A 12,951-nucleotide genomic window follows, 5' to 3' on the forward strand; every position below is an offset into this window, starting at 1 on the left:
CAAATTACACACAACGTGTTTGTATATGATTTGTTGCGTGGTTTAAGCACCTAATTTAGTAAATAATTACCGACCAAGAAAGTCCGTGAGGACTTTCGTAAGTAGGCGAGAAGCCAGCAATAAATTATATACGGTGTTGTGCGTAGGCTTTTATCATTTCGTCCATTTTCTCTTTTGGATATTTCCAGTTCAACATTTTATTAGGTGAACTATTCAGTTTATTGTTTAAATCTCTAAATGGCATATTATCATAAGTTCCATAGTCTTTTTTCCAATCGTCCATTTGAAATAAACAGTTATTCAAAGAGCCACTCGTACTTCGGTCATTATTTGTTTCGCACAAATTAATTTCGCCAATTATTTTATCGACCAATGTGTAATCTGTTTTAATTCCATCATTATTCAACTGAAAATACAGAGTTTTCTTAAAAATAGTGGATATATTTTTCAAATCAGATTTTTTTACATTTGGTATAATCACAAGATATTTCGTTAACTTATTTATGATTAACCAGCATTTTTTATTACTCACATAAAATAGAGTAGCAGTCCAATTACCTAAAAATTCATTTTCTATACTAACCTCACTAGAAATGAATTCATTAGTTGTTTTTTCAAGTTTTCTAGTTGTAAAAATGTTTGTCTTAATCATTAAATTTTCTCTAAGATAGATTTTTGCATTATAGACAAAAGTCTAGCGTTTTTTTCGTTTAGTGAATTTATTAATTTTTACTTTAAAATCTAAAAAAATCGTTTCAATTTAAATTCCAGCGTAACGTTCCGCAAGAGTAAATAATTCGTGTGTAACGTTATTCAGTTTCTGATTAGTTATTTGTTTATAAATGTCGAAAGGATTAAATTTTAGCTTGATTTTTGTTGGTCTGTCAGCTTACGCACAACGGTCTCGTGTATGAGTAGTAGCGGATTTCTACTCACAAACCTTTCGGTTTTACACTGACCTTTGTTTTATGTTTTGTCTTTTGTTTTATCACTTAAACCGCTATTACTTATACACATTGTTGTGCTTTCGTACTTTATTTCGATTGTTTTCTTAATCCTATAACTGCATTAGAAATATCTTGTTCAGCTTTTTCATTGCTCCATTCTTCCCAAAATTTAATCGTTGCACTTTGTGGTTTAATTGTTGGTTCATCTATTAAAACTCTTGTTGGTAAAAGAGATGAATCTCCAACTATTAATGCTTCTCCAATATCGAGAATTGGAAGTACATCTGTTAAACCTGAAAGGTTATCAGGTAGAAGTCTTTTAATTACAGATTGGTCTTCCGCATTCGATAATCTTAATGATATAAAATTATTACACTGACTGAGAACTGTTCTGTTTACTTCTGCTGGACGTTGACTTATTACAGTTAAACTAACTCCATATTTTCTTCCTTCTTTTGCGATTCTCTCAAAATTCTTTAATCCTAATTCAGAAGCTGAATCTTGACTTGTTCTTTCTGGAATATATAAATGAGCTTCATCACATAATAAGCAAATAGGATGTCTTTTATCATTTGCTGTCCATTGTTGAACGGTAAAAACAATTCTAGCAACTAACCCTATAACTAAAGGTAAAACATCAGATGGAACTTCTGAAAAATCTATAACTTTTACACCTGCTTTGTTATTATTGTTGTTAGAACCTTGCATTAATGAATTACATAAATTGTTCATCCAATTAATGTCTAATTCATCATCTGAAACTTGAAACATAAAGCCAAGTCGTTTATCTTGACTTTTAGCTTCTAATCTTTGTATAAAACGAGTTAGTTTACCAAAAAATGGTCCTTGCTTTTCTCTGCCAGTTGAACCTTTGACCATTTCAACATCTAATTCCTTAATAACATTTAGAACATTTTCCATCTTATATGGAATTGGGCTGTCAATTGTGATACTATCTTTAAAAGTAGTATCTCCAATGCTTGCTAAGAACTTAATTTTTTCATTAAATACTGTTTTAGAAAAAATCATTGCTTGATTTGGTGCATTACTATCACTTCTATCTAAAAGCATTGCAAGCATTTCCTCATACGTTAAAAGCCAATAAGGAAGCATAAGAACATTATTTTCAAGATTGCCTGTTTTTCCTAAATCTGAAGGATTAGCAATTTTCAAATGTTGAATTCCGTCCGCTTTAAAATCTAATCCACTATATTCTCCATGAATATCGAAAAGTATTGAATTAGCCATTGGAAGTTTTGCTATTTGTTCAACCAGTTTTGCAACACACCAAGATTTACCTGAACCTGTACTACCAACAATTACAGCGTGTCTTTGAAATAATTTATCTCCATCTAAAAATGCTTCTGCATTTTCATCAATTGAGTATTTACCTAAAGAAAGTGGAACATCGTAATTTTCCTGAGAAGATATTGTACGCATAAATTTTGTTATGTTTTCCCCATCAATTGGAAAACAATTAGCTTCTATCTCAGGAACAGTATCTAAAGTTCGTTTAAAAACATTTTCTTTTTCTCCATGTTTGTCAATTAAAGTACCAATTAAATTTACTTTTAAAATATTCTCAGTAAGTAAAAAGTTGGTCATTCCTAAATCTTCGTTAACAGGACTTTCTTCGTCCGAAACTTTTCTTGTAATTCTATTTATTATTCCAATGAGATGCTGTCCAGCTTTTGAACTTTTAACAGCTATCAAATGATTTACTTGTAGTTTGCGAAGTTTATCTAACTCATCAACTTTAACGATTATTGTTGATGTATCTACACTAAATACTGTTCCAATTGTTTTAGATTCTTCAAATTTGAATATTGCCATTTTGTTATTCTATGAAATGATTAGTTTTAAGTATTCTCCCAATTCCCAATAGCTAGTGTTTTCAATAATTAATTCTCCAAATTTGGAAGAAAAAATCCGAGTATCTTTTGAATTAGCCTCTTCGATAAGCATATAGTTTTGACATTTATTGTCAATAATTGACTGCTTTGTTTTCTCAGTAAGTTCTTTGGTTATTACTATAATTGGTTTTTGATTTTTTATTTGTGCAATTAACTTCGGTTGAACGTGAATATCATTGAATCCATAACCAATACAGAGAAAACCATTTGCGTGTTCGATTTCAGAATCAGCTTGGGTAAAAATAGTTCTGTATGGCTCATTATGTGTTTCTGAATACTTACTTAATCCAGGTGTAACAATTAATGGGCTATATTCTTGTGGAATATTTTGTCTTATTGGTAACTGTATGTTTTCGTCTTCTTTTGATTTAAACCAATCTAAAGAGCCGTGAACTTTCCAAATATTTACTTGACCTTTATAGCCTCTAAGAGAAGCAAGATTATTTGATTGAATATTATTTGAAAAATGTCCAATTAAGTTTTGAGAATAGCCATTACAAATAACTGCTTTGGCTATGCTTGAAGCATATTCAGCAATTCTGTCATAATTGGTTGTTATTATTGTAACTTTTTTTCCTGCTGTGTCTAAAAAATGTTCTAAAAGTTTGGCTAAAGGAAAATCAAAGTCTTTTTTAATAAAATGTTCGTAAGCTTCTAAATCAGCTTTATTAACCAGTTCCCACGTTTTATTTACAATTTCAGCAAGTACATTTTCTCTTAATTGAAGTTTTGTTAGGGTAGTTTCTAAATCTCCTGTTTTGTCAAACTCTACTATGAATTCTTTGAATTGATTTTGGTCTTTTGAATCACTGAATTTAATTGATTTTTTTATGTAGTCTCCTAAAACCCACATTGAAGGAAGATTAAAAGGAACAGATGCTCCACTTCCAAGAATTATGAGTGGTATATTATTTGTCCAAGCTTGTAGTTGTTTATAAATTGCTTCTTTTTCCATTCAATTTTTTTGGTTAGTTCTGCGGTTCCTCCAGTATGAAGCACAACGTATTTGTATATGGTTTGTTGCGTGGTTAAAGCACCTAATTTAGCAAATACAAACCGAATAGAAAATCCGCGAGGATTTTCGTAAGTAGGCTAGAACTAGCAATAAATTATATACGGTGTTAGGCAACGTATTTTATTCATAATATTCAATATCCCGTTTTACTATTCTTAACGGTTTATTGTCTTTAAATTCTGTTTTTTCAATCCAATTATTTTTGGAATCGTATTTGTAGATATAATTCCAAACTTCTTTTGGTTTGTCATCGTTTGGTATTCTGGAATTCTCAATTAAATCACCATTTTTATTATATTTCTGTGCCATAATTACAAAATAACTACTTCCTTGTGGTGTAGTTTTGTAATCTTTAAGTTCTCCATTGCTATGGTAGCTATATTCTATTTCATAATAAGTTGAATCGCTATCTATATTTGATTTTTCAAGTATCAAATTTTTGTTATTGTCGTAGAAGAAGATATTCACGTAATTCAAAGTGTCCCAAGTTTTATATTCAATTACTTGTTCTTTTTCCTTTAGATTTTGTTTGTTAAAACTTCTTTCTATAAGTTTTACGGGAACATCATTATATTTAAATTCATTTTCGGAAATCACATTGTTATCTGAATCATATTTTGCAGTATATGTTGCAAAAACAGTATCATTTTGAATCACTTTGCTTTTAATCGGTCGATTATTTTTATCACGTTCAATATTATATGTTCTTTTAAAATCATCGTTAGAAATTGTCCATTGAATAATACTATCTTTAGAATCATACTGAAACTCATATTCATAGAAAAACCCTTTACCATAATTATCAATTTCTTTTCTTTTGATTAGTCTATTATCCTCATCATAAGTATATATTATTTCATCACTTACTTTTCCATTTGCGTAAAATTCTTTGGAAGAAGTCAAATTTCCAAGTTTATTAAATTCTAATAATGAATTTCGGTCAAAAGATAATCCATTGATTTTTTCTCCAATTCTAAATGTATCTTTTTCGGCAATTAAGTTATAAAGTTGAGACTTAACAGACTTTACTTTTCCATTAAAATCATATACGGAAATATCATTTTTTTTGTCCGAAATGTTGGTTGATTTAGAGCAACTAAAAATTGAAATACAAATTATTATTAAAATTCCTAATGTTTTTTTCATATGTTGCCTAACGGTCTTGTGTATGGTTAGTTGCGTGGTTAAGCAACTAAGTTAGCAAACTTTTACGAACCCGAGAAAATTCCACAGGAATTTTCGCAAGTACTGAAGAACCTAGCAATTAATTATACACGGTGTTGCCAGTAGTTTTTTATTCCGTTCAATAGGGTTCAAATTTTGCGTTTTTAGGAAATCCGTGATAATAAACGACTTCTATTTCAAAACCTGTTGCTCCTTTCCAACGTTTAAAATTATTCCATTTCAGGGAGTCTAATATTTTTTCCGAATTAGATAGCACCAATTTATCCAATTCCGATAGTTTTTTATAAGCAATTTGTGAATCCAAATCTTTTGGAATTTCTCCATAAAATAATCGATAAACAGAATTTTTGTCCTTTTTCGTACGCTTATTAATTCCGTTTGAATATAAGCTGTAATAAACAGAATCTGAAACTTTTATTACAATCCGCTTTTTATATTCTTCGTTATTTAAATCCGTTTGCACATAATATTTCACAGTTCCAAAGTCCGTTTTCTGTCGTTTAATCAGTCCTTTGTTAGTCGAACAAGAAACCAAAAAAGCAATTACAACAAAAATTAATATTTTCAGCGGTTTGTTTTTCATTCCGTTTAGTTTTTTTTTCGCCTATTTAATTCAAGAAATGTTTTCAGTTCCGCTTAATTTAATCTTTCATTTAAAATTCAAAAAAAAAATCAAATTCTGTTTATTTTTTGTCGTTTTTCAATTTAAGTTACGATTTTTCTTAAATTACTGGCAACGGTCTTGTGTATGGAAAGTTGCGGTTTTGTGTGCGAGGATTTTCCGAAGGAAAATCAGACGTAACAAAATTGCAACTGACTTTGGTTAAGCACTAAACTACGCAATTTTTTATACACGTTGTTGTAAACTGTGCTTTGTTTTAATCGCAATATTTTTCAATTCGTTCTTGAGCATATTCAGCACCTAATTCTTTTGCTTTTTTCCAATTCGCACAAGCCTCTGATTTTTTCTCTTGATTATATTTTGTGTTTCCAATATTATAATAGGTCATTGCGTCATTCGGTTCTAATTCCAATGCTTTTTTATAATCTTTGAGTGCTCCATCATAATCTCCATTTTCATCTTTTACGGTTCCTCTATTTGTGATAGCAGAAGTAAAGTCAGGTGCTATTTCAATTGCTTTGTCATAATCAGCTATTGCCGATTTCCAAGTGTAAAGTTCATTTTTCACAATGGCTCTTGAATAATATGAATTCGGTTCTTTTGGATTAATTTCTAATACAATAGTCCAATTTGCAATTGCTCCACTCAAATTATTTGAATTATATAAATCTATTGCTTTGTTAAAATAATAATCCTCTTTTGATTCTGTAAACTCTGGAAGTATCGGCTCTTTATCAACTTCAGCTCCATAAGCATCAAACTTACAATCAAATTCATATCCTCTTTTTGCCATATCTAAAGCCCAATACATTAAATTGTCTTTTGTGATTGGAAACAAGTCTGTTTTACCTCTTAATTCATAACTCGCTTCCCAAGTCGTATATTCCTCCAACGAATATCCATAATTATCTTTCAGATATTCATTCAGCTTTTCAAGTTTTTCTTTTTTGTCAGATAGAAAGTGAAAATCGAGTTTTGTATATGCAAAATCAGTTAATTCACTTTTTTTCATATTCTCATAAACGTCTTCGGCTGAAACCATTTCCTTTCCAAAATTGTTCACGAAATTGTCCCAAGTAAAATATGTATTCTCCATTTCTTGACTGTAAGAGTTTGAAATTGAAAGTGTTAATATGATTTGAAGCAGTTTTTTCAGCATTGTTTACAACGTGTTTGTGTATGGTTAGTTGCGTGTTTCAGCAACTAATTTAGTAAACAAAAACGAACGCGAGAAAATTTCGCAGGAATTTTCCAAATAGGCAACGACCAAAGCAATTAATTATACACGGTGTTACAAGCAGTTTTTTTCAGAACGTTTTATATTCGTATCTAAATATTTCCTTTATTCCGTTGGTTGTTTTATCTATTCTTTCAATTCGATTTTGATTGTCGTAATTATAAATATATTCAGTTTTTATCTCTCTTTTTAAATTTTCCTTAATGACTTTTATTAATTGTCCTTTTGAATTGTAATTATTAATTTCAAATCGATACAATTTATTGTCACTATCAAATAATTCCATTTTGACTAAATTCTCATTTTTGTCAAAACTGTCAACTCTAAATATACTTTCATTTTCGTCACGATAATGATTCAGTTTGTTTTTACTTGGGAATTCTTCTTCGTCTAAATGTCTTTTTTCGCTGACCTTTGTTCCGTTATCATCATATTGAATTTTGGTAACATACTTTTTGTTATCAAGATATTCATAACGATATTGAACATACAAATGATTATTTTGAAACCTTGTTTCGAGAAGGTATTTCATATCATTATCGTGAGTGTAAATATTCTTTAGTTTAAGATTTCCATCTTCATCATATTCAGAGTAAAGTCTGATATTTTCGGGTTTAATAAATGCAGTTTTTCTAAATAGTAAGCTATCCTTTAATTTATACATTATTCTAACTCCATCCTTGAACTCATAGTAATATCCATACCTAAATGAATCATCTGAACTAAAATACTTTGTCTCAATCTCACGATTTTGGTTGTCATATTTTCGCAATGATTTTCTAACAGAGTTATTCTCCATTCCGATTTCACATACTGAATTTCCATTTCGGTCAAATTCGATTGACGATGAAAGTAAGGTGTCCCTTAAAAATTTGATTTTTTCAATTTTATGTTCTTTTATAAATTCAGCAGTCGATTTTCCCAAATCAAGTTTATTGAAAAGTCGTTCAGGTTCGTGTTGTATTTTTGATTGTCCGAAAGTAATTTGGGAAGCAAAAAGTATAAATATTAGAATTCGGTTCATTGGTTTGGTCAAATTGCTTGTAACGGTTTTGTGTATGGTTAGTTGCGTGGTTAAGCAACTAAGTTAACAAACTAATCACAGATAGAAAATTCCAGTGGAATTTTCGTAAGTCGGCAGTGACCAAGCAATTAATTATACACGTTGTTGTAGCCAGTTATTTTTTTATCAGATAGTTGCTAAACAATTCAATAACTTTTTCTTTTGAAAAATTCTTTTCGTTAATACCAATTCCATATTCTAATTTTTTTCCATTTGATAAATTTGAAAAGACTTCACATTTCCAAGCATTTTTGTCAGAATCACTTAATTTTTCCATTAGTTTTTCTCCTCCACCTTGATTGTAATATTCCTTTAAATCTTTTGGGACTTTAGGATTACGTCTTTCAAAGTCAGGAATAAACCGAATTATAATATCATTTAGTTCACTTTCAGAATTCTTATTAAAATCGCACTTAACATAAAATTCTCTTCTTTTTTTAGTGTTATCAAAATCTATGTTGTGAAATTTTGTCTCAATAATCGGATAAATTTTATCAAATTCTGAATAGGCTAAGTCCGATGCGTTTTCTAGTGTTATCATTAATTTTTTTAGATTATTGAATCCAGAGTTTCTATTTTTTAATTGGCTACAACGTGTTTGTGTAAGGAACGTTGCGATTTTGTACGCGAGGATTTTCCGCAGGAAAATCAGCAGCAAGCAAAATTGCAAGAACCAAACGATTGAACTAAAATAAGCAATGTTTTTTACACGGTGTTATGTACAGGTTTATTTTCTTTCCACCATAAGAGTAAAAACCCATAGTTCTACATGTATTTTTAACCTTAAATATCAAAATAGGTAGTAGATATTTTTAGAAGGTTTAAGGGTTCATATTTCAGCTCAAACCATTGGTTTATTATGTTTTTGTCGCAAAAAAATATACCTGGGAAATCTCTTTTACCAATATGACTTTCTCAAAGTTCAGATTATTTTAAAAATCCGTCAAAACTTAGAGTTTGCTATATTTTCGATGTAGAGAATGTTTTTAGGAAAGTTAAAATTCAGAGTGGTATTTTGCAACATTTTTTATTCCGCTAGAGTGAAATTCATAGTGTGTTTTTCAATTCAGCATTTCAATTTTTCCTTACTTAGAAATCTAAAAACTTTAAATTAAGTAGGATTTTCATTGGTTTGGGAACTTGTACATAACGGTCTTGTGTATGGCTTGTTGCGGGAAATCAGCTATGATTTTCCGCCGTAACCGAAATATAGTAAATTGCAATGAATTCCGATTAGGAATTCAGCCGCAATGAGCTATACACGGTGTTATATGCAGGTTTTAATTCCACGTTGTTAACTTAATCGTGTTTTTATTCAATTCCAAAACTTTAAAAATGTAACCATACACAAAATCTTTCCTATCATTTTTATTTTCTCCGTTTATGTATAAAATCAAATCTCCATTGATAATGTTAAATCTAAAATCATATTTTGTTTTCGAATTCTTAAGACAATAATGGTCGACAAGTTTTTGGTCTTTTTTAAATTTCAAAAAACAATTTTCTTTGGACTTGTTCTCTAATCTGGTTAGAGTATAGATTTTGTCTTTTTCAATCTTATGAATACTATTGTCATATTCCCAAAGTCCAATTAAAAGTTTATTATTTTCAATATTCAGTTGTTTTCGCTTTTCTTCCAATTTTATTAAATAATTACCGAAAATTTGTTTTTTCAGCTCCATAAAATTTGATTCTTCCCAATTACAAAATTTATAAATCTTGATTTGTTTTTCATCAATATCAAGAGTATAATAATTCACATAAGAACTTGTCCATTTTTCCGCACAACCGTCTTTAAATTCAAACGCTTTGGTCAGAAATTTGTCAATTGAAGAAATATTGATTTTAGTCAATTCAGTTTCGGATTGTTCAAGTTCTTCATTGTTAGGAATAGAAATTGTTGCGATTATTTTGTTTCCATTTTTCACAAATTTCATTTCCTCAACAGTATAGGATTCATCTCCATATTGATATCGAATAGTGAGTTCTTTGAATTCGTTTTTCAGTTGCAAAGTGTCGTTTGTGCTAAAGGCGAAAATCGAACTCAACGATAAAATAAATAATAATGTAAATATTGTTTTTTTCAATGTTTTTGTTTGAAGTTCGTTTTTCCCAACTTGCATATAACGTTTATGTATATGGAAAGTTGCGGGTTTGCGTGCGAGGAATTTCCGAAGGAAATTCAGACGTAGCAAACGTGCAGCGACCTTTGTTTAAGCCAAACACTAGCAATTTTTTATATACTGTGTTGGCAAATCGTATTTTAATCAAAGTAACCCTCAAATTTTATTGATTCTAAAATTCCGTTTTCAAATTGAAAAAAGAATAATGAGGTTTGCTCTAAATTCCCAAGAGTTACTTTATCAGATTCTATTTTAGTTTTTAATATATTTTCAAGTGTTCTTTTATTAATTCCGATGTTTAATGAATCAATGAACTTTATTTCAGGATTTTTGATAATTCCTCCAATAATTGATTCCCAGCTTTTTGCTTTATAAAATTCCAATTTAGTTTTGTCAAAAGTCAGAGTTTTCATTGTGTCAATAACACTTTTGTCATGATGGTTTTGATAAGGTTTTAACTCTATTTTGAATAAAGAACTTTTAAGAGCATAATTTTCCAATTCAGATTCAAAAGCAAATGCTAAACTGTCATTTTCTACAAACTGTTCCTCCGCAATGTTTTCCTCAACTTTTTTTTCCGTTTCGGTTTTTAATTCAATCGTTGCATTTTGTTCGACAATTTCAGCCTTTTTGGTTTCAGTTTGTTTGCAAGAAACCAATAATATTAAAATTAGAATCGATGTTAGTAAATGTTCTCTCATATGTTTGCCAACGGTCTCGTATATGAAAAGTAGCGAATTTTTAATTCACTAATTTTCGGAATTATAAATTACCTTAAATTTATAAAATTCATTTCGGTTAAGTAGTCAATTCGCTATTTTTTATATACATTGTTGGCACACGTTTTTTTATTCCATTTTTTATTCTAAATTTGTAACCATTGTATAAGGTTGTGTGATATGGTTATAAAAGATTATTATTCGCTTTCGGAAGCGGCAGAAGTTTTAGGAAAAAGCAAAGAAACTCTACGTAGATGGGATAGAGATGGAAAATTGGATGCTGTTCGTGAGCCAGTTAGTAATTATAGAGTTTATCGAAAAGAAGATATTAATTCTTTAATTGAGCCTTTACTATCCGAAATAGATAATAATATTGACAATACTGAAGTCCCTCTTAAAGATTATAAAGTACTTGAATTATTTGCAGGAGCAGGTGGCTTGGCAATCGGTTTAGAACAATCGGGAATTAAGTGTGCAGCTTTAAACGAAATAGATAAATGGGCTTGTAAAACATTAAGAGAAAACAGACCTAAATGGAATGTTTTACAAGGTGATATAAAAGAATTTAGTTTCACTAAATATAAAAATGAAGTTGAAATTGTAACAGGTGGTTTTCCTTGTCAGGCTTTTAGTTATGCAGGAAAAAAATTAGGATTAGAGGATGCAAGAGGGACTTTATTTTATGAATTTGCACGAGTAGTAAAAGAAGTTAATCCATTGATTTGTGTTGGTGAAAATGTGAAAGGATTATTATCTCACGATAAAGGGAAGACGTTACAGGGAATGATTTCTATTTTGGATGAAATTGGATATAATGTTGTACCTGTTCAGGTATTAAAGGCAATTAATTACAATGTTCCTCAAAAAAGGGAGCGATTAATTTTAGTTGGAATAAGAAAAGATATTGATGTTGAGTATGAATATCCTACACCATATAATGTTATCTATAATTTATCTGATGCTCTTAAAAAAGGTGAGTTATATGATAAAGATGTTCCAAAATCAGAAGGGTCTAAATACCCTGAACATAAAATACAGGTTTTAGATTTAGTTCCTCCTAAAGGATACTGGAGAGATTTGCCACTTGATATTCAAAAAGAATATATGGGTAAGAGTTTTTATTTGGGAGGTGGAAAAACTGGTATGGCGAGAAGAATAGGTTGGGATGAACCTAGTTTAACATTAACTTGTAGTCCTGCGCAAAAACAAACAGAAAGATGTCATCCTGATGAAACACGTCCTTTTACTGTTAGAGAATATGCCAGAATTCAAACATTTCCAGATGAATGGAAATTTGCTGGTTCAATTTCTCAACAGTATAAGCAAATTGGGAATGCAGTACCTTGCAATTTGGGAAAGGAACTAGGTTATTCTATTATTAAATTTTTAAATAGTGTTTATTCAAAGTCGAATAAATCAGAATCTTCAATTTCTTTGGCTAAGGTCGTATAACCTTTTTTGAAAAAATCTTCTGTATCCAAGTTTAAAATCATTTGGTCAAGATTAGAAACGAGCTTGTTATAGAAGTTTTCAAATCCTGTAAGCCTGTGCCAAAATTCTTTACCAATTATTACTGGAAACTGTTTGTCTATTTTTTGGTAATGTTGGCTTAATTGGTCTTCTTCACCATATAGAACACCTAAAATTAAATCAGAGTTGTTTAGGTTCATTGAATTTGTTCGTGCTAAATTGGTGACAGTTGTGAATTTTTTCAAAAGTGGATTTACGTCTTCTGAATTTATAGTGTTAGGTCCTGATTTGAGTTGACACCATTTTTTTCTATTATCAATTTTGTCCGTAAATTCAATATCCATTCCTTTTATTAAAGAACCTTGTGCAAGTCCAAGTTCAACAAACATATTTTGAATTCTCGTTCCAAATGAAGTGTTTATAGAAGTTCCTAAGATTCTTGGATAATATAGTGCTTTTGCTATTCCTATTGGCGTAAAATCATTCTCAAGTATTTTAGATAAGTATTTAACAATAATTGGGTTGATTTTATATGATTTAAGTTTAGAATGTGTTTTTAAAGAATTTATCTTGTGGTTTTCAAAAATTTTCTCTTTGAAGTATTCCGTAATTATTTCTAGTAGTTCGTTTTCTGTCATATTTCAAATATAAACTTTT

At 29.8% G+C, this 12,951-nt stretch carries 12 protein-coding genes; 1 reads left to right on the plus strand and 11 read right to left on the minus strand.

What is annotated here, in order from left to right:
• Window positions 1-124: 124 nt before the first annotated feature.
• From FNB79_RS12055 to FNB79_RS12105, 10 genes are all read right to left on the minus strand, one after another.
• On the minus strand, window positions 125-652 hold the full coding sequence (locus tag FNB79_RS12055) for a DUF6933 domain-containing protein (RefSeq protein WP_143381132.1): 528 nt from the start codon (window positions 650-652) through the stop codon (window positions 125-127).
• Between the two features lie 382 nt (window positions 653-1,034).
• Window positions 1,035-2,780 carry an ATP-binding protein gene (locus FNB79_RS12060; RefSeq protein WP_143381541.1) on the minus strand — a complete coding sequence of 582 codons (1,746 nt, stop codon included), beginning with the start codon at window positions 2,778-2,780 and terminating at the stop codon, window positions 1,035-1,037.
• A gap of 9 nt (window positions 2,781-2,789) precedes the next feature.
• On the minus strand, window positions 2,790-3,815 hold the full coding sequence (locus FNB79_RS12065; RefSeq protein ID WP_143381542.1) for an SIR2 family protein: 1,026 nt from the start codon (window positions 3,813-3,815) through the stop codon (window positions 2,790-2,792).
• A gap of 180 nt (window positions 3,816-3,995) precedes the next feature.
• The gene (locus tag FNB79_RS12070) at window positions 3,996-5,021 is read right to left on the minus strand and encodes a hypothetical protein (protein ID WP_143381543.1); all 1,026 of its coding nucleotides are present in this window, start codon (window positions 5,019-5,021) and stop codon (window positions 3,996-3,998) included.
• A 157-nt stretch (window positions 5,022-5,178) separates the two neighbouring features.
• Window positions 5,179-5,643, minus strand: a complete 465-nt coding sequence (locus FNB79_RS12075) for a hypothetical protein (RefSeq protein WP_143381150.1) — start codon at window positions 5,641-5,643, stop codon at window positions 5,179-5,181.
• A 295-nt stretch (window positions 5,644-5,938) separates the two neighbouring features.
• Window positions 5,939-6,841 (minus strand): tetratricopeptide repeat protein, encoded by a 903-nt coding sequence (locus FNB79_RS12080; protein ID WP_143381544.1) that lies wholly within the window; start codon window positions 6,839-6,841, stop codon window positions 5,939-5,941.
• A 148-nt stretch (window positions 6,842-6,989) separates the two neighbouring features.
• Window positions 6,990-7,943, minus strand: a complete 954-nt coding sequence (locus FNB79_RS12085; protein ID WP_143381545.1) for a hypothetical protein — start codon at window positions 7,941-7,943, stop codon at window positions 6,990-6,992.
• Between the two features lie 154 nt (window positions 7,944-8,097).
• Complete coding sequence (locus FNB79_RS12090) at window positions 8,098-8,523, minus strand: hypothetical protein (protein WP_143381546.1); 426 nt, start codon at window positions 8,521-8,523, stop codon at window positions 8,098-8,100.
• A 739-nt stretch (window positions 8,524-9,262) separates the two neighbouring features.
• On the minus strand, window positions 9,263-10,105 hold the full coding sequence (locus FNB79_RS12095) for a hypothetical protein (RefSeq protein WP_185967769.1): 843 nt from the start codon (window positions 10,103-10,105) through the stop codon (window positions 9,263-9,265).
• A gap of 140 nt (window positions 10,106-10,245) precedes the next feature.
• Window positions 10,246-10,806, minus strand: coding sequence for a hypothetical protein (locus tag FNB79_RS12105; protein ID WP_143381549.1), 561 nt, complete (start codon window positions 10,804-10,806; stop codon window positions 10,246-10,248).
• 198 nt (window positions 10,807-11,004) lie between these two features.
• Between FNB79_RS12105 and dcm the strand changes: the two genes are divergently transcribed.
• Window positions 11,005-12,276 (plus strand): DNA (cytosine-5-)-methyltransferase, encoded by a 1,272-nt coding sequence (gene dcm, locus FNB79_RS12110; RefSeq protein ID WP_143381550.1) that lies wholly within the window; start codon window positions 11,005-11,007, stop codon window positions 12,274-12,276.
• On the opposite strand, the gene FNB79_RS12115 is transcribed toward dcm, so the two are convergent.
• The gene (locus tag FNB79_RS12115; RefSeq protein WP_143381551.1) at window positions 12,222-12,932 is read right to left on the minus strand and encodes a PmeII family type II restriction endonuclease; all 711 of its coding nucleotides are present in this window, start codon (window positions 12,930-12,932) and stop codon (window positions 12,222-12,224) included. The genes dcm and FNB79_RS12115 overlap by 55 nt on opposite strands.
• Window positions 12,933-12,951 lie beyond the last annotated feature (19 nt).

The organism is Formosa sediminum, assembly GCF_007197735.1.
GTDB classification, from domain to species: domain Bacteria; phylum Bacteroidota; class Bacteroidia; order Flavobacteriales; family Flavobacteriaceae; genus Formosa; species Formosa sediminum.